Raw genomic sequence first — 22,926 nt, forward strand, 5'->3', positions numbered from 1 at the left:
CAATGCAGCTCGTCACCGAGGACAACATCACCGCACTCGCGGAACAGCGCTGGGCGACCGCGAAGGAGCCGCGCACCGCGCAGCTCATGACCGCGCTCGTGCGGCACCTGCACGACTTCGCCCGCGAGGTGCGGCTCACCGAGGCCGAGTGGATGGCCGCGGTCCAGTGGCTGACCGCGACCGGGCAGATCAGCGACGAGAAGCGCGAGGAGTTCATCCTGGCGTCGGACGTGCTCGGGCTGAGCATGCTGGTGGTGCAGATGAACCACCGCTTCGACGCCGCCGCGACGCCCGCGACCGTCCTCGGGCCGTTCCACATCGACGGCTCCCCCGAGCTCGGCTTCGGCGGCGACATGTCCGACGACGTCGACGGAACCCCGCTCTACGTCACGGGAACCGTGCGGTCGCTCGACGGGACGCCGGTGGCCGGGGCGGTGCTCGACGTGTGGCAGGCCGACGCGGAGGGCGCGTACGAGGCGCAGCTCGACGTGGACGAGGCGCGGTTGCGGGCGAAGTACCGGGCGCGCGAGGACGGCGCGTACTGCGTGCGGACGATCACGCCGAAGGGGTACGCGATCCCGATGGACGGGCCGGTCGGCGCGTTGATCGAGCAGACCGAGATCAGCTACTTCCGGCCGGCGCACGTGCACTTCCTGCTGACGGCGGACGGGTTCGAGCCGCTGATCACGCACCTGTTCGAGGAGGGCGCCGAGTACCTCGACAGCGACGTCGTGTTCGGCACGAAGCAGGAGCTGGTGGTGCGGTTCGTGCCGCAGCAGCCAGGGGTCACGCCCGACGGCAACCTCTCCGAGGTGCCCTGGGTGCTCGCGGAGTACGACTTCGTGTTGCAGCCGTGCGCGCCGCGGTAGTCGTTCGTCCCGGTCAGCCGCCGTCGCTCGCTGACCGGGGCGAGCCAACCGCTGGGCCCGGCCAGGTCGTGGTGGACGTGGTCGCCGCGCCGATCACACCCCTGGATCTGTTGTGCGCCAGTGGGACGTCGTACTTCGGCGAACCATCGACGCCTTATGTGCCTGGGGTGCAGGGGATCGGGACGGTCGACGGGCGTGCGGTGTGGTTCCCGACGAGCGCGGGGATGGCTCCCGGTGACGGCAGCATGGCCCCGAAGGCGTTGGCGTGGCGGGAAGATCTCGTGTTCCTGCCGGAGGTCGACCCGGCGCTGATGGCGGCGCTCGGGTTGTCCGCGGTGGCCGCGCACATGACGTTGCAGGTGGGTGGGCTGGTCCCTGGCGAGACCGTCGTGGTGCTCGGGTGCGGCGCGGTCGGGCAGGCGGCGATCCAGCTCGCCCGGTTGCGCGGGGCCGGTCAGGTGATCGCCGCGGCGCGGTCGGTCGAGGGCCGGGAGCGGGCCGTCCGCGCCGGGGCCGACGTGGTGGTGCCGCTGGAGGACGTCGGAGCCGCCGCCGCGGGCGCCGACCTGCTGATCGACCCGTTGTTCGGGGAACCCGCCGCCGCGGCCGCCAGGGGGTTGCGGCCGTGGGGCCGGTGGGTGAACCTCGGCGGTTCGGCGGGCGAGATCAGCCAGGTCACGTCGTCCACGTTGCGGAGCAAGTCGTTGCGGCTCTTCGGGTACACCAACAACGAGCTGACCGCGCAGCAGCGTGCCGACGCGATCGCGGTGATCGCCCGGCACGCCGCCGCGGGTGAGCTGACCGTGGATCACCAGGTGGTGCCGCTCGACGAGGTGTCCGAAGCGTGGCACCGCACGGGTCACGGCCGGGTCGTGCTCGCCATGTAGTCCTGGAGCTTCTTCAACGTGACCGGGTCGTCCGTGCCGCCGCCGTGGCCGACCCGGTCCGTGACGACGTGGATCGCCTTGCGTCCCAGCTGCTTCTGCACCTGCTCCGCCCAGATCTTCGGGGTGGCCGGGTCGAGGGTGTTGCTCAGCAGCAACGTCGGGTGCTGGCTGCGCGACGACACGGGCTTCGGGCGTCCGGTCTTCGGGCCGCCGACGCAGATCGACGTGTAGTTGCTGGAGTTCGTCGAGTAGCCCACGACCGGCGCGGCCTTCCTCGTCGCGGCCAGGTCGCCGCGCGCTTCATGGACCGACTTCAGCGCGAACGGCCAGTCGGAGCAGGTGTTCGGGTCGGCGTACTCGAAGCGTTCCGGCAGCTCGCCGCCGGGGTCGTCCGGGGTCGGGTTGCGACCCTCGGCGAGGTCCTCGAGCCCCTTCGCGGTCTGTGCGAAGTCCTGCGGGCCGAAGATCTCGAAGTAGCGCGTGATCATGGCTTCGGACCAGGGGAAGCCGAAGAACGTGCCGGGGATCTTCTCGGCGGTGCGCTGGGCCTGCCGGAAGACCTCGGCCGGGTCCTGGCCGTGCAGCGCGCAGTCCGGGGTCTCGGCGCACCAGGCCGTGAACCTCGTGAAGACCGCCTCGACGCCCGCCGCGGCCGTCGTCATGAACTCGCGACGGCTCTGGCCGGGGTTCATCACGCCCTCGAGGACGGACCTGTCGACGTGCTGACCGAACCTCTCCAGGTAGCGCTCGCCGAGCAGGGTGCCGTAGGAGAGGCCGTACACGGTGACCCGGCCGGCGCCGACGGCCTTGCGCAGCGCGTCGGCGTCGTTGGCGGTGCTGTAGGCGTCGAGGTGCTGGTCGAGACCCTGCACACCGGTCGTGCACGACGCCCAGAACGCCTTCTGGTCCTGTTCGAGCCGCATGAACGCTTTCGCGTCCGTCGGCGGGACGTACGGGATCTTCAGGGACTTGGCCAGGTCGCACGTCATCGGGTGGCTTTCGCCGACACCGCGCGGGTCGAGCGCGATCAGGTCGTAGCCGGGCAACGCGCGCCGGAGCGTGCCGAAGGTGAAGTCGCCGGGCTGGCCTGGGCCGGACGGGAAGCTCAGGATCGTGCCCTTGCTGTTGCCGGCCTTCCACCGGTAGACCCGCAGCCCGACTGTCTCACCTGGCTTCGCCCAGTCGACCGGCACGGTGAGCGTGCCGCACTCGACTCCCTCGGCGACGGGTTTGTCGCACCTGCCCCAGCCCAGGTCCGGTGCCGCGTGGGCGGCCGGCGCCAGGACGGACGTGATCATCGCGGCCGCGACCGCTGCTTTCAGGATTGCCACGTGGCTCAGAGTGGATCTCCGCGTCGTCAGCCCGCGTCCGACTGCGGGGTGGCGCGCGGATCCGCCTCAGGTCGCACAACCCCCTCAGGGGTGCGGGCGTGATCATGACGTGCCACCATGGACCGGGTGGATCGACGCGGGTTTCTGAAGGTCGCGGGAATCGCCGGCTTGGGCGCGCTCGCGGCGTGCTCCACCACCGGGACACCGGTTCCGCCACCACCGTCCACTTCGTCCGTTTCGAGTGGACCGCCCGACTGGGCCGCGTTGCGCTCGCGGATGTCCGGTCAGCTGGTGCTGGCGGGTGAGGACGGGTTCGCCTACCAGGGCTTCAACCCCGTGTGGGACGCCCAGAAGCCCGCCGCGATCGCCAAGGTCACCTCGGCGGCCGACGTGCAGGCCTGCGTCTCGGCGGTGCGCGGCCGGGTCGCGCTCGCCGCGCGCAGCGGTGGCCACAGCTATGCCGGGTACTCGTCGCCGTCCGGTGGCCTGCAGGTCGACGTGCGCGGGCTGGCGGACGTCGAGGTGCTGCCCGGTGACCAGGTCCGCGTCGGCTCCGGTGCCGCGTTGAGCGCCGTGTCCAAGGCTTTGCTGGCTTCCGGCCGTTGCCTGCCGACGGGCACGTGCCCGTCCGTCGGCGTCGCGGGACTCACGCTCGGCGGCGGCATCGGCGTGCTGTCCCGCAAGTACGGTCTGACGTGCGACCACCTGGTGTCGGCGCAGGTCGTCACAGCCGACGGACAGCTGCGGACGGCCTCGGCGGCCGAGGAACCCGACCTGTTCTGGGCGTTGCGCGGCGGTGGTGGCGGCAACTTCGGGATCGTGACGGAGTTCGTGTTCGCCACCCTGCCCGCTCCGGACGTCACCGTCTTCTCGCTCTCCTACCCGGCCGGTGCCGCTACGGACGCGCTCGGCGCGTGGCAGACCTGGATCGCGCAGGCGCCGCCCGAACTCTGGTCGAACGTCGTCGTCCGCGGCGGAGCACAACCCTCCGCGAAGATCGGCGGCTGCTTCGTCGGCGGTGTCGGCGCACTGGCCTCGTTGCTGAACAGCCTCCCGGCGCCCGAGTCCCGGTTCATCCAGCCGCAGACCTACGCCGAGGCCGTCCAGTACTTCGCGGGCGGCCCGATCGCGCGCGAGTCGGCCGTGGCGTCGTCCCGCGTAGCCCGCGACCCGCTGTCGTCGCCCGAGAAGGCCGTGGACCTGCTGGCGGGTCAGTCCGACGAGACGTACCTGATCTTCGACGGCCTGCGCGGCGCGGTGGCCGACGTGGCCCCGGACGCCACGGCGTTCCCGCACCGCACGGCACTCGCGAACGTGCAGATCTACCTCAAGACCCCGCCGGAAGCGGCCGACGACGCCCGCACGAAGCTCGCCGCGATCCGCGACGGCCTCGGCGCGCTGACCGGCGACACCGGCTACGTCAACTACATCGACCCGCAGATGCCGCGCTGGGCCGAGGCGTACTACGGCGGCAACCTCCCCCGCCTGCACACCGCGGCCGCCAAGTACGACCCTGACCGCGTCTTCGGCTTCGCGCAGTCGGTGACACCGGACCAGTGAGACGACCGGTCCGGTGTTGACCGCGTCCACTGGTCGGACGGTGTTGTGCGGAAGTTCCTGATCTCACCCGACCGAGGGAACTGATCACCCGCACGCCACGACTAGATGCTCGTGGAAACGACAGGTCTGCCGGTGCGGCTGGCGGGGGTGAGCTGTGCGCACGGCGGCAGAACCGTCGTGCGCGACGTCTCGCTCGACGTCGCCGCCGGCCAACGCGTGGCTCTGACCGGCACGAACGGCTCCGGCAAGACGACCCTGCTGCGCGCGGTCCTCGGTCTGCACCGCGCGGCCCGCGGCGTGATCGAGGTCGGCGCGCGCCAGGCCCGCACGTCCGCCGACTGGAGCAGGCGCCGCCGGGAGATCGCCTGGATCCCGCAACGGCAGGCGGCGGGCCGGTTCCCGTTGCTGGTGGACGAACTGCTGGCGAGCAGCGGTCAGGTCGAGCGGGCGCGCGGTGCGGCCGCCGAACTCGGCGTCGGCGAACTGGGGCGGCAGCCGGTGCACACGTTGTCCGGCGGGCAGTTGCAGCGGGCCTACCTGGCGCGGGCGCTGGGGTGCATCGAGGCGGGGGCCGGGCTGCTGCTGGCCGACGAACCCACTGCCGCTCTGGACTTCGAGGGGCAGGCGGCGGTGGCCGGGCTGCTGGCGGGGCTGCCGGTGACGGTCGTGGTCGTGACGCACGACCGGGCCGTGGTGGAGCGCTGCGAGCGGGTCTTCGAGATGGCCGCGGGTGCGTTGCGGGAGATCACGTGACCAGGTTCCTCGCCGCCGCCGCAACGTCCCGGGAGCCCGCGTGATCTTCGAGCTGCTCGAACTCGCCGCGGTCCAACGAGCCGCGTTCGCCCTCCTCCTCGGTGCCGTCGCGCTGCCGATCATCGGCGTCGTGATCATCGGCCTCGACATCATGCCGGTCCGCTTCGCCATGATGCACATCGCGTTGCTGGGCATCGCGGTCGGTCTCCTCACCGGCCTGGACCCGTTGCTGTGCGCGGTGGTCGCATGTGGACTGTCCGGTGCCGGCCTCACCCCGCTCGCCCGCAGCCAGTCAGGCCTGTCCGGCGCGATGGGCCTGCTGATGAGCCTCGCCATCGCCGCCGCCCTGCTGGTCCTGTCGATCTCCGGGGTCAACGCCTCGGCCGCGTTCGAGCTGTTGTGGGGCTCGATCCTGGCCACCAAGACCGGCGACGTCGTGCTGCTCGGCGCGCTGGCGATCATCGTTCCGGCGCTGTTCGTGTGGCGGCGCAGGCAGCTCGCCCTCCTGCTGCACGACCGCGAGCTGGCGGCGTGCTCGGGCGTGCCGGTCAACCGCCTCACCCTCGTCCTGCTCGTGCTGGTGGCGATCGCGATCGCCGGCGCCATCCGGCTGACCGGGGCGTTGCTGGTGGACGCGCTCACGTTGCTGCCCGCTCTCGCGGCCCGGCGGCTCGCGCAGTCGCTGACCGGGATGGCGTTGTGGGCGGTCGGGATCGGTGTCGTCGTCAACCTGGCCGGGTTCGCCCTGGCCCTGCTGCTGGACCAGCCACCCGGTCCGGTCCTCGTGCTCCTGGCGGGCGCCGTCGCGCTCGCCGCTCATTTCCTTCCCGAACGGAGAACCCTCGCATGGCAGTCCGCCTCCTCGTCCCACTGACCGCCGCGCTGCTGCTGGCCGGCTGTGGCTCGGCCGCGGAAACCCAGCCGCAGCAACCGCGGACCGGGCCCAAGATCGTGGCGACGACCACCTGGGAGGCCGGGTTCGCCAAGGCGGCCGGGGCCACCGACATCACGGTGATCGTGCCGAAGTCCGTGCTGCACGCGCCGGACTACGACCCGAAGCCGTCCGACCTGAAGGCCGTGGCGGACGCGGACTACGTGCTGTTCGCGCCGTTCGAGTCGTTCGCGCCGAAGATCACCGACGCGGCCGGGTCGGACGCGAAGAAGGTCGAGGTCGCGCTCGACAACTCGCGCGACAAGGTCAAGGCCGAGGTCACCAGGCTCGCCCAGCTCTTCGGGACGCAGGACGCGGCCCGCAAGTGGATCAGCGACTTCGACGCCGAGTACGCGAAGCTCTCCGGCGAGGTCAAGGCGAAGTGGCCAGGCGGCAGGCAGCCGAAGGTCGTTGCGCAGATGTTCGTCGGGTACGCCGCCGACCTCGCGGGCGCTGAACTGCTCGGCGTCTACGGGCCGGAGCCGGTGACGCCGTCGCAGCTCGCGGAGCTCAAGGGCAAGGCGCCGCAGTTCGTGTTCGAGAACTCGCACATGAGCACCGGCACCGTGCTGCCGGACGCCGGCGCCGAGCAGATCGACCTCGTCAACTACCCCGACGACGACAACGACCTGCTCGGCGTCTACCGCGCCAACGCGAAGAAGATCAGCGAGGCACTCGCCTAGCGAGCACGCGCAGGGCGTCTCGGTCGACCTTGCCAGCGGGGTTGAGGGGGAACTCGGGCAGCACCAGCAGGTGTTCCGGGTGCTTGTAGCGGGCCAGCCCGCTCAGGAACTCCCCCAGCCCCGCGACGGTCACCGGTTCCGCCACGACGAGGCAGGCGCACAGCCGTTCGCCCATCAGCTCGTCCGGCACGCCGACGCACGCCACGTCGCGGATCGCCGGGTGCGCGGCCAGCGCCTGCTCCACCTCGGCCGGGCTGATGTTCGCGCCGCCGCGGATCACGATGTCCTTGCGGCGCCCGACCACCGACAGGTAGCCGCCGTCGTCGAACACCCCCAGGTCGCCGGTGCGGACCCAGCCGTCCTCGGTGCGGTAGCGGGCGTTGAGGTCGTCGTCCACGTACCGCAACGGGCTCATCGGACCACGCGCGATGATCTCCCCGACCGAGCCCGCGGGCAGCGGCCGCAACGCGTCGTCCACGACCAGGATCTCGGCCACGGCCGGGTTGGGCCGTCCGGCGCCGGACCCCGGCGGGTCGTCCAGCGCCGTGTGGCAGTTGACGCCGTCCGCCGACCCGTAGACGTTGACGACGATCGCGTCGAAGAACTCCCGGCACGCCTGCGCCGTCGCCGCGTCGAGCTGGGCGCCACCTGGCGCGATGACGCGGATGGACGAGTAGTCGCCCGGCTGGGACAGCAACATCTTGAACATCGTCGGCACCCCGAACAGGTGCGTCGGTTTCGCTCGCCTGATCAGCTCCACAGTGGACTCCGGGCTGAACTTGCGCTGCAGCACCAGAGTGCCGCCGTGTCTCGCGAGCGTGACCGTCGTACCGTTGCTGCCGAACGACGACGCGAGCGGCACCAGGAACAACGCCCGCAGCTCCTGCCCCGGCGGGATCAGCCGCCCGACGAACGCCCCGCGCCCGCCGAGCAACGCGTTGTGCGAGTACAGCACCATCTTCGGCTCGGCCTCCGAGCCCGACGACACGAGGACGCGCGCCGGGCCGTTGGGATCCGAGCGGTGCGGCTCGAACACCCCGGCCGGTGCCAGCAGGTCCGCCGTGGTCCAGGCGTCCGCGAGGTCGTCGGCGATCAGCCCCACCGCACCGCTGCGGGCGACCAGCGACCGCGCCTCGTGCTCACCGCGCCCGACCGGGAACGGCAGCACCACCCCACCCACCGCGGCGACGGCGAGATCGGCGGCGACCGCGAGCCGGCCGTTGGGCAGCTGCACGGCCACGACGTCGCCGGGCCGCACCCCTCTGACCGCGAGGTTCGCCGCCATCCGCAGCGCCAACTCGTTGAGCTGCACGTACGTCAGCTCGCCGTCGTCGTCGATCACGGCTGTGCGCAACGGGTCTAAGAACACCCGCACGGCGAACAGGTCGTAGATGTCGCGATCCGGGTAGTGCCCCTGCTCGGCCCACTCGTGGCGCAGCGCGGCGGGCACGAGGTCGTGGACGGCGGTGGTCGTCATCGGAACCTCCAGGGTGTCAGGACTTCGGGACAACGGTCGGGGTCGAGCCCGACCACGCCGGCGAACCGGGGGTCGGCGGGAACGGAGGCGAGGTCGTCGGTGACACGCGTGCCGTCGTACGTCCAGCCGCCGTCGCCGAGCAGCGGCCTGCGGAACCCCGGCGCCGGACGCCCGTTCGCCCTGAGCTGCAACAGTTCGGCCGCCGCCAGCAACGACGACTCGGCCTGGATCGCACGGCCGGTGCGTTCGCGTTGCAGCAGGGCGGCGACGGTGGCGTAGGCGCCGAGCAAGCCGCCCAGCACGTCGAGCAGGGTCATCAGTGACGGCGCGGGCGGCTCGTCGGCCGGGCGCAGCAGGGCACCGAGGCCGGTGCGGGCCTGGGCCATGAAGTCGGTGCCCATCGGGGCGTCTTGCAGCCTGTTCGCCCAGCCCGAGGTGTGCACGAAGACCAGCCTCGGGTTCACCTCGGCCAGGTCCCGGGCGCTGAGGCCGAGGCGTTCGGCGGTGCCGGGGGCCCAGTTGTGCAGGAAGACGTCGGCGGTGCGGACCAGGTCGCGCAGCCGGTGGCGGTCGGCCGGGTTCTTGATGTCGATCTCGACGGCCGACTTGCCGCGGTTGAGGGCGAGCCAGCGCGCGGAGGTCTCGCCGCACATGGGTGGCATGCCGCGCAACGGGTCGCCGCCGGGTGGTTCGACGCGGATCACGGTGGCGCCGAGGAGGTGGAGGAGGTGGGCGGCCAGCGGGGCCTGGACGCGACGGCCGGCTTCGAGTACGACCAGGCCGGAGAGAGGAAGTGCCGGCGAGACAGCGGGTGTCTTGCCAGTAGCGCATGCGGTGGTGGTGGGCGCGGCGCAGGCCGCGGCGGGCGCGGCGGCGGCGGCGGGCGCGCCAGCGGCGGCGGTTGTCTCCCCTTCTTCCCACCCCCTCCCCGCTCCCGAGCAGTCCACTGTGGCCAGTTCGAAGGCCGCTCCCCCGGTCGTGCCCGGCTCGTGCAGCCGGCAGATGCTCATCCCCGTCGCCCCCGCGAGCTCCACCAGCTCGGCGAACCGGCGCGTGCCCGCCACCGCCTCCAACTCCGGTGGCAGTGGCGCCGTCGCCGTCGGGTACCGGAACTGGAACGGCCGCCACCCCGCCCCGATCACCTTCCCCGGCAGGCCGAGGCCGGCCCAGAACGCCTGCCACACCGCGGGATCGAGCGCCTCGACCTCGAACAGCACCCCGTCGGCGCTGCGGAACGGCGGCCCTCCCGGTTCCAGCGCGGTGGCCTCGGCCTCCGGTGCCCCGGCGGCTGCCAGGTACTGCGAGACCGTGAGCATCGCGGCCTGCGCGACGCTGGTCGTGACGCTGCGCGAGCCGTCGAGCAGGGCCGCGAGCAGTCCGGTGCCGCCGATGACGCCCGCCGCCGTGGCGCAGTAGTCGAGGCCCAGGCCGCGCGGGGAGCCCTGGCTGCGGCCGTGCACGTGCATCAGGCCGCACACCGCCTGCGCACTCGCCTCGTCGGTGACCTCGGGCAGCGGGCCGCCCCAGCTGATCGCCAGGTCGGCGGCGGCCTGGACGTGGGCGGGTTCACCGGCGGCGTCCGGGAACCGGGAGACCGTCGCGCCCGACTGGTGCAGGAGCACGCCGAGGACGTCGGCCGCGGCCGAGTCGCCGCGGACGGTGATCTCGGTGGCGGACAACGGCGGGTCGCTCGTCGTCCGGTCGAGGTGCAGGGTCACGCGGGCCTCCTCCTGGCGGCGACGGTCGGTCGTCCACCAGTCGGGCGGGACGCGGCCGGAGTTCCCACGAGGAAGGAAGATGCTGGTGCTGGAACGGGTTTCGGCGTTCGTCCGCGAGCACGTGTGGCCGGTTGAGACGGTGCTCGACACCGGCAGCAACGCGGAACTCGCGCGGTTGCGGGGGTTGGCGAGATCGGCCGGGCTGTGGGCTTTGCCACTGCCGCGGAACCTCGGCGGCGGCGGGTTGGGCCTGACGGAGTACTTCTCGTTGGCGGAGCAGGAAGGCAGCAGCGATCACGGGCCGTCCGTGCTCGGGTCGGCGTGCCTGCTCGACGTGCGGATGTTCCGCCGGTTCGCCCGCCCGGCCGTCATGGAACTGCTGAAACCGTTGGTGGCCGGGGAGATCAGCGGCAGCTACGCGATGACCGAGCCGGGGGTCGCCGGTTCTGATCCGGCCGCCGCACGCACCACGGCCGTTCGGACCAGCGATGGCTGGCTCCTGAACGGTCGCAAGTGGTTCACCAGCGGTGCCGGAAACGCCTCGTACGTCACGGTTCTGGCGAGCGGGTCGCTGTTCGTCGCGACGGACTTCCGCGTGGTGCGGGAGATCCCGGTGCTCGGCGCGGCCGGTCAGTTCGAGATCGAGCTCGACGACGTGCTCGTGCCGCACGACCACCTGCTCGGCGACGTCGGCGAGGGCCTGCGGATCGCCGGAACGAGACTGGCACTCGGCCGGACGTTGCGCTGCCTGCGGTGGCTCGGCATGGCCGAGCGGGCGTTCGACCTGATGTGCTCCCGTGCCACCGAACGCCAGGTGCGCGGCAGCGCCCTCGCCGACCGCCAACTGGTGCAACAGCACGTCTTCGAGTCGCTGCTGGCCATCCGTTCGGCACGAGCCCTGACCCACCAGGCGGCGGAACTGGTGGCAGCAGGGCAGGACGCGCGCACTGAGATCGGACTGGCGAAGGTGGCGGCGGCCCGCACGCTGCACCAGGTGTGCGACGCGGCGATCCAGGTGTTCGGCGCGGAAGGCCTCGGCCCGGACACGCCGCTGCCGATGCTCGCCCGGATCGGCCGGGCGGCCCGCATCCTCGACGGCGCCGACGAGATGCACGTCTCCGACACCGCACGCCGGGTCCTCAGAACTCGCGCGAGCTGACCTCCCCGGCCACCATCGCCCTCGCCAGCGCGTAGAAGAACGTCCCCCACACCAGTTCCAGGTTCTCCTGGCCGTCGTACGTGCCACCGAGCAACCTGCCGTCGCGCACCGCTTCGCGCAGCCGGCCCAACGGCACCGACGCGTCCAGCCCCAGCTTCAGCAACGCGACGGCGGCGATCGCGTCCGCCGACGTGTCACCGGGATCGCCCCACTCCCGCGCCCTCGCCTCGGCGTCGGGCCGGTACTCCTCACCGAGCCACTGCACCGCGTCCGCCGCCGCCAGCAACAACCAGGCGCGCCCGCGCGGCCACGTCTCGGTCAAGCCCAGGTGAGCGTCCACATGAGACCGTGCGAGGTCGTGCCGCCCGGCAGCGCACAACAACGGCACCACGCCCGCCGCGCCGTCCGAACGGAGTCCGGTGTCCGGCCCGAACGCCGTACCCCACGGCACCACCCCGTCCACCGCCCGCGACGCCAACGACGTCGCGGCCCGCTCGACGTCTCCCCTGCCGTACCAGAAGATCAGCGCCTGCAGCACGGTGTCGCTGTCGTGCCGGCAGTCGAGCTTGCCCGTCCACCGAGCCGCGTCCGGATGCCCACGCAACCACAACAACCCGGCCCAGCACCCACCCGCCCACGACCCACGAGCCGTTGTGCGCCAACGCCCGGACGCCGGGGCGTACAGCGGAAACCGTTCACCCACCTGCGCCAGCACGGCCTCGACGTTCACCGCGCCCGCCACGCCACGACCACCGCCACCGCGAACTCGACGGCCACCAGCACCCACCCGGCGCCGTACCCGGCCAGCCCGAACAACGGCGGACCGACAGCGAACCCGGCGAAGAACCCGGCCGACACGAGCGCGGAGTTCCGCCCCAGCTCAGGACCACGCGAGGCGGCCACGACCAGCACCATCGAGATGGCGTTGGCCGCCACCGCGCACGCACCCACGACCACCATCGCCACCCAGGCCAGCGCGGGAACCCCGGTCAGCAGCAGGAGCGGCGCCACCACGGCCGCCGCCGACAGCCCCGCCAGCAACTCCCGGCCCGCCACCCTCGACCAGACGATCCGCCCGGCGATGCCGACCACGCCGAGGACCGCCACCAGCCCGGCGGCGACCGGCGGGCTGAACGCGAGCGCCTCGGTGGCGTACAGCGCCACGTAGGTGTTGACCGCCGCGATCCCGGAGCCGAGCAGCACGGAGAAGCCGGCCAGCCGCCAGACGAGGCCGCTCGCCTGGAGGAACGTGGCGAAGGCGGGACGCCGCACGGATGCGGGATCGGCGGCCGGCGAGGAGGGCCTGGCCGCCGGATGCGCGGCGAGCGGCGAACGCCCCGTCGAGACCGGATCGGCGGCAAGCGGCGAACGGGCGGTCGAGACCGGATCAGCGGAGAGGCGTGAGCGCTCACCGGGAGCCGGATCCTGCGGGAGCGCCAGACACCCCAGCGCCGCCACCACCGCCGACCCGGCCGCCACCCCCACGGCGAGCCGCCAGTCCACGCTGTCCGCCAGCCACGCCAGCGGCAGCCCGGCGACGAACGCCCCCAGCTGCACACCGGACTGCTTGATCCCCAACAGCAACGGCCGCCGCGCAGCCTCCACCGACGCCGCGATCAGCTTGTTGGTCGAAGGGTTCGCCAACGCCTGCGGCACACCACCCAGCGCCACCGCGAGCACCAGCACGACGTAGTGCGGCGCGACGGCGAACACCGTCAGCGCCACCGCGCTCGTCGCGAACAACGCGGTGATCGACCGCCGCGGCCCCAGCGCGTCCACGACGGGCCCGATCGCGAGCGACAGCACCACCGCCACCCCGAACCCGGCCGTCACCAGCACGCCGAGCAACGGCCGCGCGATGCCGAACTCCCGCACCAGGGCTGGTGAAAGCGCTCCCAGCAGGAACAACGGCAGCATCGACGCCGTCATCGCCGCCGTCGTCAGCACGGGGACCGCGGCCCGCCCGCGCACGGAAACCTCTTCCACGGCCACTAGTCGCGCCGGCACGACCAACAGTTCCCCAGGAACCGAAAGCGTTTCCCGGCCGACCTGTGTGCCATGGAACGCCGAACCTTCATACGCGCCTCAGCGCTGTCACTGGGTCTCGCCACCGGAACCGCCACGGCCACCGCCGCGGCACCCCTCAGAGTCCAGGTGCTCATGTTCGACGGGGTCGAGGAGCAGGACTTCATCGCCCCCGTCGAGGTGCTCGGCCTGGCCGGCCGGATGAGCGGGGCCATCCGCACCACCCTCGTCTCCCCCGACCGCCCGCGCACCGTGACCTGCACGTACGGCACCGAGGTCAAGGTCGGCAACGCCTGGAACCCGGCGGACGCGGACGTCCTCGTCGTCCCCGGCGGCGGCTACACCAACCGCACCGGGCCCGGAGTGCACAAACTGATCGGCGACAAGGGCTTCCTGCGCAGGCTGAAGGAGTCGAAGGCACTGCCGGTCGGCATCTGCACGGGCACGATGATCCTGTCGGCGGCCGAGATCACCAAGGGCCGCAACGCGACCACGCACTCGGGCGCCAAGGCCGACCTGGCCGCCCAGGGCGCGACGGTGGTCAACGCACGGGTGGTGGACGACGGCGACCTGATCACCGGCGGCGGGATCACGTCGGGTCTCGAAGTGGCGCTGTGGCTGGTGGAACGGTTCGCGGGCGCCCAACTGGCCCAGCGGACGGAGACCGTGCTGGAGTACGAGCGCCGCGGGACGGTCTGGAGGCGCTAGACGACGCCGACGTCCTCGTGGCCCTGCCCGTTGATCAGGTCCTCGCGTGCTCGCGCCACCCGCGACCGCACGGTCCCGATCGGGCACCCGGCCACCTCGGCGGCCTCCGCGTACGACAGGCCGAGCACCTGGGTGAGCAGCAACGCCTCCCGCCGCTCAGGTGCGAGGCCCGCGAGCAGGACGTTGAGCTCCACCACGTCCTCGAAGCCCGCCGACCGGGCGTGCTCGGCGTAGCGCCCGGCGTCCGAGGCCACCTGGAAGTCCGCGGACCAGGCGATCGACGGGCGCGCGACGGCGGCGCGGATGTGGTCCACGACGGTGCGGCGGGCGATCGACAGCAGCCACGTGCGGGCCGACGACCGGGCCTCGAAGCTCGGCAACGACCGCAGGGCGCGCAGGTAGACGTCCTGCGTGAGGTCGTCGGCGACGCCGATGCCGCCGAGGTGCGCGACCAGCCGCCACACGTCGCGCTGCGTCAGGCGGATGAACCGCTCCAACGCCTCGCGGTCACCGGCACCGGCGGCCAGCGCGCACGCCGTCACGGCCTCGTCGTCACCCCTCGAAGTCGACACGGTTCGGCAGAGTAACCCAACGTCCAAGATTGCTGGGAACTGTGAACGGCCAATGGCCGACAATGTTCGGTGTGGAGTGCAACACCTGCCGCGAAGCCCTGTCCGCGAGACTCGACGGGGAACCAGAGGGCGTGCCCGCCGACCAGGTGGACGCGCATCTCGACACGTGCGCGTCCTGCCGGGAGTGGCACGACCGCGCCGCCGCGCTCACCCGCACGCTCAGGGTGAGACCCGCCACGCAGGTCCCCGACCTCGCCGCGGCGATCATGGAGGCGGCCCCGCCGGTCGTCCCCGCCACGCCCAGGGGCTGGCTGCCGCGCGGCCTGCTGACGGGGGTCGCCGTAGCGCAGATCACGCTCGGCCTCGCGCAGGTGCTCGGCGTCAACTCCGCGCACAGCGGCCACACGTCCGGTGTGGACAGCAGTCATCTCTTCAACGAGAGCACGGCGTGGAACCTCGCGCTCGGCCTGGGTCTCCTGTGGACGGCGTTGCGCCCCAGCGCGGTCACGGGCATGTTGCCCGTCACGGCGGCGTTCGTGGCGGTGCTGATCCCGTACTCCGCCAGCGACCTCGTCAGCGGCACGGCCACGGCAGCACGGGTGTTCTCGCACTCACTGCTCGTGATCGGCCTGGTGCTGCTGGGTTTCGTGCACCACAGCGAACGCGGCCCGAGCGACCGCACCCCGCTCACGAACGACGAGCACGACACCGCACGCGACGCGTCCAGCTCAACAGACCGCGCTGGACGCACTCGCGTGCGGCGCCGGATCAGGCTGCGTCCCGTGAGCAGACGGGACGCGGCCTGAAGAACTCAGCCGATGCGCGCGCCGACCGCGGCGAGCGCTCTGGTGACGGGCTGGAAGAACGTCACGCCACCGCTGCGGCAGTCACCGCTGCCGCCCGACGTGAGGCCGATCGCGTTGCCGTTGGCGGTGAACATCGGTCCGCCGCTGTCGCCGCCCTCGGCGCACACGGTCGTCTGGATCAGGCCGGTGACGCGGCCCTCCGGGTAGTTCACGGTCGCGTTGAGGCCGGTGACCCTGCCTGCGCGCAGGCCCGTTGTGCTGCCCATGCGCTGCACCTGCGTGCCGACGCGGGCTTCGGCGGCGCGCTGGATCCGCACCTTGCGGCCGTTGCCGGTGTCGACCTCGCTGGGTGCCTGCGCGTTGCGGTCGTTGTAGGTGAGCAGGGCGAAGTCGCCGTTGCCGGGGAACGTCGACCGCGCGACGGTGGCGACCGCGCGGCCGCCGGGGTTGAGCGAGAACTGCCTGCCCGCCGCGGTGCAGTGCCCGGCGGTGAGGATCGCGGGGCGGCCGTCGTTCGTCACGACGTTGAACCCCAGCGAGCAGCGGCTGTTGCCGGCGAAGATCGCGTCGCCGCCCTCGGCGAACAGCCGGAACGTGCCTTGGGTGCGTTGCAGCTTCACCCCGGCGCCCATGGACTTCACCGTGGACACCAGGTTGTCCCACTTGGCTCCGGTCACCGTGCTGTCGGCGGTGACGAGGACCTCGTTCGTCGCCGGGTTCACGGCCCACGCGGTGCCCGCCACGGATGCCTTCTCCCGCAACGTCTCGGTGGCCTGCGCGGGAGCGGTGCGCTGCTCCGGCGCGGCCTGGCTGGCGGTGAACGTCGATGCGGTGATCGCCACGGCCACGAGCCCGACGGCACCCGCGATCATCTTCACCCGAGTGCTGTCATCGCGGTGTTTGCCCATGTGGCGCCCTCTCGTTACCGGACTGAGATCCGCTCATGTCTGGGTGTACGTACAGCGGGGCGTTCCGGTTTAGGTGAATCGTCGGGGTCGAGACGATCGGACCGTCCCCAGAAAATGTCCTCTTTGGACACGACCGCCAAGATGGGCTCATGAACTCGCTGTTGCTCGCCGCCGCGTTCGCCATGGTCGTCAGATCGCTCGCGGCCAACCGGCTGGACCGCTGGTACCTCGGCGCGCCGCTGGTCATGGTGCTCGCCGGGGTCGCGGTCGGACTCGCGGAGCCGAGCGGCATCGCCGACGGCCTCAACACCGAGTCGGTGCAGCACGCGGCCGAGATCATCCTCGCGGTGCTGCTGTTCGTGGACGCCACGGAGGTGCGCGCCGGACGGCTGTGGGGCGCCTACCCCGGACTCGTCGGACGCGTGCTGCTCGTGGCGATGCCGATCAGCATCGCCGTGGCCGCGGTCCTCGGCTGGCTGCTGTTCCCGAGCCTGTCGTGGGCGGTGCTGCTGCTGATCGCGTGCGTGGCGGTGCCGATCGACTTCGCCCCCGCCGAGAAGCTCGTCCGCGACCGCGGCCTGTCGGCGCGCGTCCGCAGCACGCTGAACGTGGAGAGCGGCTACAACGACGGCATCGTGTCGCCGCTGTTCCTGTTCGCGCTGATCCTCGCCGGCGACGACAGCCAGGACCGCACGCCGCTGCAGGCGCTCGGCACGGTGCTGCCGTTCGCGGTGAAGGCCCTGGTCGCCGGCCTGGTGATCGGCGCCCTGCTCGGCTGGCTGATGGACCTCGCCCACCAGGCGGGCTGGGTCACCGACCAGTCGGCACGGGTCGCGGTGCTGCTCGCGCCGTTGCTGACCTACACCGCGACGGTCGCGATCGACGGCAACGGCTTCGTCGCCTCGTTCATCGCCGGCATCGCGTTCCGGTACGTGCACCGGCTGCTCAAGGCCCGTCGCGTGCGCACCGGGCGGGCCGAGGCGCGCACGGACGCGTTGAACAGCGACCTGCACCTGCTGGAGGACGTCACCGGCCTGCTGACGATGACCATGTGGTTCGTGGTCGGCATCGCCGCCGTGCTGATCTTCTACCTGGGCGTCGACTGGCAGGTCGTGGTGTTCTGCGCCGCCGTGCTCACCGTGGTCCGGCTCGGGCCCGTGTTCCTCGCGTTCACCGGCTCCGGCCTGCGGCGCAGGGAACGCCTGCTCATCGGCGCGCTGGGCCCGCGCGGCACGACGACGATCGTGTTCGGCCTGCTCGCCTTCAACCGGCTGCCCGAGGGCAACGCGGCCGACACGATCCTGTCGATCACGGTCGGCTGCGTGCTCGGCAGCGTCGCGCTGCACGGGGTGGGCGCGACGCCGTTTCAGAGGCTCTTGGCGAAGTGGAACGCGGGGATGACGAAGCCCGACGCCAGGTAGAGGCGGTGCGCGTCGTGCCGCTGCGTGCCGGAGTCGAGGTGGACGCCCGCGCAGCCGAGGCGGCGGGCCTCCTCGTCGACCCAGCGCAACAGGGCGCCCGCGTGGCCCTGTCCGCGCGCGGACGGCAGGGTGCTCAGGTCGTCGATGTAGAGGTGCGAGCCGGCGTAGAGGCTGTTCAGGTGCCGGAACCCTGCCAACGAGACGATCCGTTCCGTCTCGTCGTAGGACACGACCAGGCGGTAGCCCTCGCGGCGCTGGGCGCGGACGAGTTCGACGAACTCGTCGGGGTCGGTGAGGTGGGGGCGGAGCTCGCGCATCACCTCGTAGGCCTGGACGGTCTGACCTGCGTCCAGTTCGGCGATGGTGCGGGTCGGAGTGGTCACGGTGATGATGTTCGCGCGACCGAGTGGCCTCCCAGAAGGCCCAGTCCACACGTAAACCAAGAGGCCACTTCCCGCGGCGGTCGCCGACGAGACGATACGTATCGTCTCGTCAGCGCATGTCTGTGAGCTGGGTCTCATTCGTTCGGATGAGCGGGACGCGAGCGGGCGTTCGCGACAACTCCTATCGTGACCCGCATCGCCGAGCAGGGGCACCGGCCCGACCTGGCCACGCAGGACCCGAGGGAGGTCTTCGCGTGGCTCTTCGACGCCTACGCCGGCCAGATCCGCGCCTACCTCGCGGGCCGGATCGGCCCCGACGCGGCGGACGACCTCGTGGCCGAGACGTTCCTGGTCGCCCTGCGAAGACGCAGGACGTACGACCCCGCCCAGGCCACCGCCCGCAGCTGGCTCTACGGCATCGCGACGAACCTGCTCCGCAACCACGTGCGCCAGGAGGTCCGCGGCCTGCGGCTCACCTCGCGGGCCGCGGGTGCCGAGCCGGCCACCGAGAACCACGACACCGCCGTCGCCGACCGCGTGGACGCCGCCGCACGCATGCGCACCCTCGCGGGCGCGCTCGCCAAGCTCGGCGAACAGGACCGCGACGTGCTCCTGCTGACCTCGTGGGCCGGGCTGGAACCGGCCGAGGTCGCGGACGCGCTGGGCGTGCCGCCGAGCACCGTCCGATCGCGCCTGCACCGCCTGCGCCACCGCCTGCAGTCCCTGCTCACCAACACGGAGGAAGCACCCCGATGAAAGAGCTCGACGAGGCATTCGAGCTGCTGCACCGCGAGGCCCGCGAGGCGCCCGGTGACCTGACGGGCGCCCGCGCCAAGCTGATGGCCGAGCTCCACGGGGTGACACCGCTGCCCCGACGTCGCCGCTGGCAGGTACCCGCCGCCGCGGCGGCCGTCGTGCTCGTCACCGCGTCGGTGATCGGGATCAAGGTCTACAACGCACGCACGCCCGAGCTCGAGCTGGCGTCCGAGGTGCTCCACAAGGCCGCGGACAGCCTCGGCATCCACGCGGTCGACCCCTCGCTCGCGGACGGCCAGTACCGGCTGGTGTCCGAGCACGTGTGGTCGGCCCGCTCGACGGTCCAGTACCCGGACAGCAATACCGGCTACACCTACCGGCTGGAGCAGCGGATCGACCGCTGGATCCCGAAGAACGACCGCGACCTCTGGCAGGAGACCCGCACGGTGGTCGGCACGCCGCAGCCGATCGGGTCGAACGTGCCGGTCGGGCCGCCGTCTCTGAGCGACAACGACACCGGCACCCGCACCGGTGCCTGCGGGAACTTCTTCCCGAAGTCCAAGCCGCCGAAAGTCTGCGGCGACCAGGAGGACTGGGACAGCCCGGAGTTCTACGCGAAGCTCTCCCGCGACCCCGAGGTCCTGTACGGCCAGATCGTGAAGCAGAACGCGCACCGCAGCACCGAGCCCGCGCCGGTGTTCCACTACGCCGTGCAGGTGCTGGCCGCCGGCATGATGCCCGCGGACCTCCGGGCCCAGTGGTACCGGGCGATGGCGAAGATCCCCGGCATCCAGGTCTTCGACCAGGCGACCACTTTGGACGGACGGCGCGGCGTCTCGATCGGCCTGACGACCGAGAACGAGCAGCGCGAGCTGGTCATCGATCCCGCCACCGGCGAGTTCATCGGCGAACGCACGCTCGCGGGCGCGAAGCCCTACGACGCCTGGATCCCACCGGGCACCGAGACCTACGCGAGGACCATCACCACGAAGGTCGTCAACGGGCTCGGCGTGCCGGAGTAGGCCGGGTGGGGCTCCCCCGACAGGAGCCCCACCCGTGTCACAGGGCGGGTTTCGCCAGCAGTTGCGACGGCGCCCGCTTCGGGCGCGGATCCACGCTCCCCGTCACGAAGATCTCGAACCAGAGGCAGAACACCAGCACGGTCCAGATCTTGCGGCTGTGGTCCGCGACGTTCTCCCTGTGCTCCCTCAACATCTCCCGCACGAGGTCGAGGTCGAGCAGGTGCCCGGCGCGTGACGTGTCGAGCAGGTGGTGCGCCCACTCGTACATCTCCGAGCGCAGCCAGACCCGGATGGGCGTGGGGAACCCGAGCTTGACCCTGTTGACGATGTGCGGTGGCACCACGCCCTCCAACGCCCGGCGCAGCGCGTACTTCGTGTCCGCCGACCGCGGTGGCAGCTTGAGCTCGCGCGGGATCGTCGCCGCGACGTCGAACACCGCGTAGTCGAGGAACGGCACCCGCACCTCCAGCGAGTTCGCCATCGACATCCGGTCGGCCTTCACCAGGATGTCGCCGCGCAGCCACGTGTAGAGGTCGACGTACTGCATCTTCTCGACGTCGGCGAGGTGCCGCGCCTCGGCGTAGACCGGCCCGGTGACGTCGGTGTAGCTGACGGACGGGTCGTACTGTCGCATGAGGACGGACTTCTCCGCCTCGCTGAACATCCGCGCGTTGCCGTAGTAGCGTTCCGCGATCGGCGTGGTGCCGCGTTCGAGGAAGCTCTTGCCCTTGACGCCGTGCGGGATCGCCTTCGACACCGCCTTGAGGCCACGTCTAACGCCCTCGGGCAGTCCGCTGACGGCCTTGAGCGACAACGGTTCCCGGTAGATCGTGTAGCCGGCGAAGAACTCGTCGGAGCCTTCGCCGGACAACGCGACGGTGACGTGCTCGCTGGCCTTCTTGGCCACGTAGTACAACGGCACGAGCGCCGGGTCGGCCACTGGTTCGTCGAGGTGCCAGATGATCTCGGGCAACGCCTCCATCATCATCTTCGCGTCCACCACGACCGGGTGCATCGTGACGTCGAGAGCGCGGGCGGTCTCCTGGGCCACCGGCAGCTCCGAGTAGCCCTCGACCTCCAGCGCGGCGGTGAACGTGAGGATGTCCGGGTTGACCTCGCGGGCCAGCGCGACCACCGCCGTCGAGTCGATGCCGCTCGACAGGAACGCCCCGACCGGCACGTCCGAGCGCATGTGGAGGCGCACGCTCTCCCTGAGGGCTTCCCGAATCCTGGCGTAGAGCCGTTCTGGATCGTCCTGCGGCGCGGGCCGGAACTCGGGCTGGTAGTACCGGCGGACCGCGAGCCCGTCCTGCGGCCGGTAGGTGAAGCACTCCCCCGAGCCGATCCGCTTCACGTCGCGGTGCAGCGTCGCCGGTTCCGGCACGTACTGCAGCGTCAGGTAGTACGACAGGCTCGCCGGGTCGAGCGTGTGGTCGCCCCACGCGCAGAACGGCAGCAGCGCCTTCTTCTCGCTGGCGAAGTACACGCCGTCGTCGTTGACGAGGTGGAACAACGGCTTGATGCCGAACGGGTCGCGGGCACCGAACGCGATCCGCTCGCGGCGGTCCCAGATGACGAACGCGAACATGCCCCGCAGCCGCCGGACCGCCGCCTGCCCCCAGTGGTGGTAGGCGGCGACGATGACCTCGGTGTCGCCTTTCGTCGCGAACGTGAGCCCGGCCGCGATCAGTTCGTCTCTGAGTTCCACGTAGTTGTAGATCTCGCCGTTGAACGTGATGACATAACGTCCGTCCGCGTATTCGAGCGGTTGCTCGCTGTGTTCGACGTCGATGATGGACAACCGCTTGAAGCCCATCACCACCTCGTCGCCGACCGTCGTGAGGCCGGTGTCGTCGGGGCCGCGGTGGTGCAGGGTTTCCAGAGCGCGTCCGATGGCGGCGGTCTTGTCCTTCGCCGTTCCGCGCGCGCAGATGTAGGTCAGCAGTCCGCACATGGGGCTGGAATCGTCCTCACTCAGGGAATCAGGGCGGGAATGCTGGAGTCGAGCAGGCCTCGACCGGCCAGTTCCCCGTACAGCGGGGTCGTTTCCGGAAAATGTCCCCATGCGTGGTCGCCGGTGCCGTCACCGACATTTCCGAGCAGTTGCCGCTGCACCGGCGAGGTGTACTTCCACCACGGCTGCGCGGGCAGGTCCTCGACCTCGTCACGAATGTGGATCCACCGCTGGGTGTAGCCGAAGAATGCGACCTTGCGGGTCACGTCCGAGTGGTTGTCGGAACGCGCGTGCCAGATTCGGCGGTCGAAGAAGAGGACGTCGCCGGGCTCGGCGAGGACCTGCATCGCACCGGCCGGCGTGGGCCACTCGACACCCCGCCTCGGCGGCCCCGGCAGCCAGTTGGTCTTGTGGCTACCAGGCACGATGGTGAGGTTGCCGCGTCCGGGGTGCGACACGTCGGAGAACCAGTAGGCGAGCTTCACCGACAGTCTGGGCCGCGGATCTGTCTCGATCTCCCGGTTCTGCCGTCCTCCGTCCTGGTGCCAATGCCACCAGAACGGCTTCTCCTCTTTCACGCGCGGGTGCACGTCGATGTGCGAGTGGTAGACGTGGGTGTTCCACCCCAGCATCGACCAGACGTACCCGAAAACGGCGGGGTGGTCGAGCAGACCGGCCAGGTCCGGGCACCGCGTCACCGCGCTGAGCAAATGCATCGGTTCGCCCTGCGGGTGCTGTTCGTAAAGCCGGTCGATCGCATTGCGGTAGAACTCGACCTCGTCGCGGGAAAGCGCGCCGCGGATCAGCAGGTAGCCGTCCTCTTCGAACTGCTCGCGTTCCGCCTTGGTCATCGTCGTCCAGGCAGCATTCATCACGGGTGCGTTCAAGGAAAGAGCCTTTCGGGTCCGAAGAATCGTTCCGGGTTCGACGTCCCGGCGCATTTCGATTTCAAACCCGGTCAACCCGAAAAAGCGAGCCTTTGTGGGATGGGTCTCAAGGTGCC

22 protein-coding genes are annotated in these 22,926 nt (G+C 71.3%); 12 read left to right on the forward strand and 10 right to left on the reverse strand.

What is annotated here, in order from left to right:
- Nucleotides 1-2: 2 nt before the first annotated feature.
- A complete protein-coding gene (locus tag ACQEU1_RS08325) occupies nt 3-869 on the forward strand; it encodes a dioxygenase (protein WP_433197962.1) in 867 nt (288 codons plus the stop codon).
- On the forward strand, nt 854-1,756 hold the full coding sequence (locus ACQEU1_RS08330) for a quinone oxidoreductase family protein (protein ID WP_433197964.1): 903 nt from the start codon (nt 854-856) through the stop codon (nt 1,754-1,756). Before ACQEU1_RS08325 ends, ACQEU1_RS08330 begins: the two co-directional genes overlap by 16 nt.
- Here ACQEU1_RS08330 and ACQEU1_RS08335 read toward each other — a convergent pair.
- Complete coding sequence (locus tag ACQEU1_RS08335) at nt 1,729-3,087, reverse strand: alpha/beta fold hydrolase (protein WP_433197966.1); 1,359 nt, start codon at nt 3,085-3,087, stop codon at nt 1,729-1,731. The genes ACQEU1_RS08330 and ACQEU1_RS08335 overlap by 28 nt on opposite strands.
- Before the next feature lie 117 nt (nt 3,088-3,204).
- Between ACQEU1_RS08335 and ACQEU1_RS08340 the strand changes: the two genes are divergently transcribed.
- From ACQEU1_RS08340 to ACQEU1_RS08355, 4 genes are all read left to right on the forward strand, one after another.
- Nucleotides 3,205-4,647: an FAD-binding oxidoreductase gene (locus ACQEU1_RS08340; protein WP_433197968.1), complete on the forward strand. Its 1,443-nt coding sequence runs from the start codon at nt 3,205-3,207 to the stop codon at nt 4,645-4,647.
- A 111-nt stretch (nt 4,648-4,758) separates the two neighbouring features.
- Nucleotides 4,759-5,400: a metal ABC transporter ATP-binding protein gene (locus ACQEU1_RS08345; protein ID WP_433197970.1), complete on the forward strand. Its 642-nt coding sequence runs from the start codon at nt 4,759-4,761 to the stop codon at nt 5,398-5,400.
- A gap of 40 nt (nt 5,401-5,440) precedes the next feature.
- Nucleotides 5,441-6,274, forward strand: a complete 834-nt coding sequence (locus tag ACQEU1_RS08350) for a metal ABC transporter permease (RefSeq protein ID WP_433197972.1) — start codon at nt 5,441-5,443, stop codon at nt 6,272-6,274.
- A complete protein-coding gene (locus tag ACQEU1_RS08355) occupies nt 6,247-7,014 on the forward strand; it encodes a hypothetical protein (protein ID WP_433197974.1) in 768 nt (255 codons plus the stop codon). The genes ACQEU1_RS08350 and ACQEU1_RS08355 overlap by 28 nt, the downstream gene beginning before the upstream one ends.
- Here ACQEU1_RS08355 and ACQEU1_RS08360 read toward each other — a convergent pair.
- Nucleotides 6,995-8,491: a class I adenylate-forming enzyme family protein gene (locus tag ACQEU1_RS08360; protein ID WP_433197976.1), complete on the reverse strand. Its 1,497-nt coding sequence runs from the start codon at nt 8,489-8,491 to the stop codon at nt 6,995-6,997. The genes ACQEU1_RS08355 and ACQEU1_RS08360 overlap by 20 nt on opposite strands.
- Nucleotides 8,488-10,209, reverse strand: coding sequence for a CoA transferase (locus ACQEU1_RS08365; protein WP_433197978.1), 1,722 nt, complete (start codon nt 10,207-10,209; stop codon nt 8,488-8,490). Before ACQEU1_RS08365 ends, ACQEU1_RS08360 begins: the two co-directional genes overlap by 4 nt.
- Before the next feature lie 79 nt (nt 10,210-10,288).
- Here ACQEU1_RS08365 and ACQEU1_RS08370 point away from each other — a divergent pair, with 79 nt between their 5' ends.
- Nucleotides 10,289-11,368, forward strand: a complete 1,080-nt coding sequence (locus tag ACQEU1_RS08370; RefSeq protein ID WP_433197980.1) for an acyl-CoA dehydrogenase family protein — start codon at nt 10,289-10,291, stop codon at nt 11,366-11,368.
- Here the strand turns inward: ACQEU1_RS08370 and ACQEU1_RS08375 are convergent.
- Entirely contained in the window at nt 11,349-12,110 is a 762-nt protein-coding gene (locus tag ACQEU1_RS08375) for a hypothetical protein (RefSeq protein ID WP_433197982.1), read from the reverse strand. The two genes, ACQEU1_RS08370 and ACQEU1_RS08375, sit on opposite strands and share 20 nt — an antisense overlap.
- A complete protein-coding gene (locus tag ACQEU1_RS08380; protein WP_433197984.1) occupies nt 12,095-13,354 on the reverse strand; it encodes an MFS transporter in 1,260 nt (419 codons plus the stop codon). Before ACQEU1_RS08380 ends, ACQEU1_RS08375 begins: the two co-directional genes overlap by 16 nt.
- A gap of 72 nt (nt 13,355-13,426) precedes the next feature.
- On the opposite strand from ACQEU1_RS08380, the gene ACQEU1_RS08385 reads away from it, so the two are divergent.
- Entirely contained in the window at nt 13,427-14,101 is a 675-nt protein-coding gene (locus tag ACQEU1_RS08385) for a DJ-1/PfpI family protein (RefSeq protein WP_433197986.1), read from the forward strand.
- Here ACQEU1_RS08385 and ACQEU1_RS08390 read toward each other — a convergent pair.
- The gene (locus ACQEU1_RS08390; protein WP_382445257.1) at nt 14,098-14,673 is read right to left on the reverse strand and encodes a sigma-70 family RNA polymerase sigma factor; all 576 of its coding nucleotides are present in this window, start codon (nt 14,671-14,673) and stop codon (nt 14,098-14,100) included. The genes ACQEU1_RS08385 and ACQEU1_RS08390 overlap by 4 nt on opposite strands.
- 62 nt (nt 14,674-14,735) lie before the next feature.
- Here ACQEU1_RS08390 and ACQEU1_RS08395 point away from each other — a divergent pair, with 62 nt between their 5' ends.
- Nucleotides 14,736-15,479, forward strand: a complete 744-nt coding sequence (locus tag ACQEU1_RS08395; protein ID WP_433197989.1) for a zf-HC2 domain-containing protein — start codon at nt 14,736-14,738, stop codon at nt 15,477-15,479.
- 5 nt (nt 15,480-15,484) lie between these two features.
- Here ACQEU1_RS08395 and ACQEU1_RS08400 read toward each other — a convergent pair whose 3' ends face one another.
- Complete coding sequence (locus ACQEU1_RS08400) at nt 15,485-16,387, reverse strand: S1 family peptidase (protein ID WP_433197991.1); 903 nt, start codon at nt 16,385-16,387, stop codon at nt 15,485-15,487.
- Nucleotides 16,388-16,536: 149 nt separating this feature from the next.
- Here ACQEU1_RS08400 and ACQEU1_RS08405 point away from each other — a divergent pair, with 149 nt between their 5' ends.
- Nucleotides 16,537-17,808 carry a cation:proton antiporter gene (locus tag ACQEU1_RS08405; RefSeq protein ID WP_433197993.1) on the forward strand — a complete coding sequence of 424 codons (1,272 nt, stop codon included), beginning with the start codon at nt 16,537-16,539 and terminating at the stop codon, nt 17,806-17,808.
- Here the strand turns inward: ACQEU1_RS08405 and ACQEU1_RS08410 are convergent.
- A complete protein-coding gene (locus ACQEU1_RS08410) occupies nt 17,754-18,191 on the reverse strand; it encodes a GNAT family N-acetyltransferase (protein WP_433197995.1) in 438 nt (145 codons plus the stop codon). The genes ACQEU1_RS08405 and ACQEU1_RS08410 overlap by 55 nt on opposite strands.
- Before the next feature lie 186 nt (nt 18,192-18,377).
- On the opposite strand from ACQEU1_RS08410, the gene ACQEU1_RS08415 reads away from it, so the two are divergent.
- Entirely contained in the window at nt 18,378-18,947 is a 570-nt protein-coding gene (locus ACQEU1_RS08415; protein WP_433197997.1) for an RNA polymerase sigma factor, read from the forward strand.
- Nucleotides 18,944-19,969, forward strand: coding sequence for a CU044_5270 family protein (locus tag ACQEU1_RS08420; protein WP_433197999.1), 1,026 nt, complete (start codon nt 18,944-18,946; stop codon nt 19,967-19,969). Before ACQEU1_RS08415 ends, ACQEU1_RS08420 begins: the two co-directional genes overlap by 4 nt.
- Before the next feature lie 37 nt (nt 19,970-20,006).
- Here ACQEU1_RS08420 and asnB read toward each other — a convergent pair whose 3' ends face one another.
- Together asnB and ACQEU1_RS08430 are read right to left on the reverse strand one after the other, a co-directional pair.
- Nucleotides 20,007-21,923 (reverse strand): asparagine synthase (glutamine-hydrolyzing), encoded by a 1,917-nt coding sequence (gene asnB / locus ACQEU1_RS08425; RefSeq protein WP_433198001.1) that lies wholly within the window; start codon nt 21,921-21,923, stop codon nt 20,007-20,009.
- Between the two features lie 20 nt (nt 21,924-21,943).
- The gene (locus tag ACQEU1_RS08430; RefSeq protein WP_433198003.1) at nt 21,944-22,810 is read right to left on the reverse strand and encodes a phytanoyl-CoA dioxygenase family protein; all 867 of its coding nucleotides are present in this window, start codon (nt 22,808-22,810) and stop codon (nt 21,944-21,946) included.
- Nucleotides 22,811-22,926 lie beyond the last annotated feature (116 nt).

The sequence above is a fragment of the Lentzea sp. CA-135723 genome, from assembly GCF_050936595.1.
In the GTDB taxonomy this organism is placed as follows: Bacteria; Actinomycetota; Actinomycetes; order Mycobacteriales; family Pseudonocardiaceae; genus Lentzea.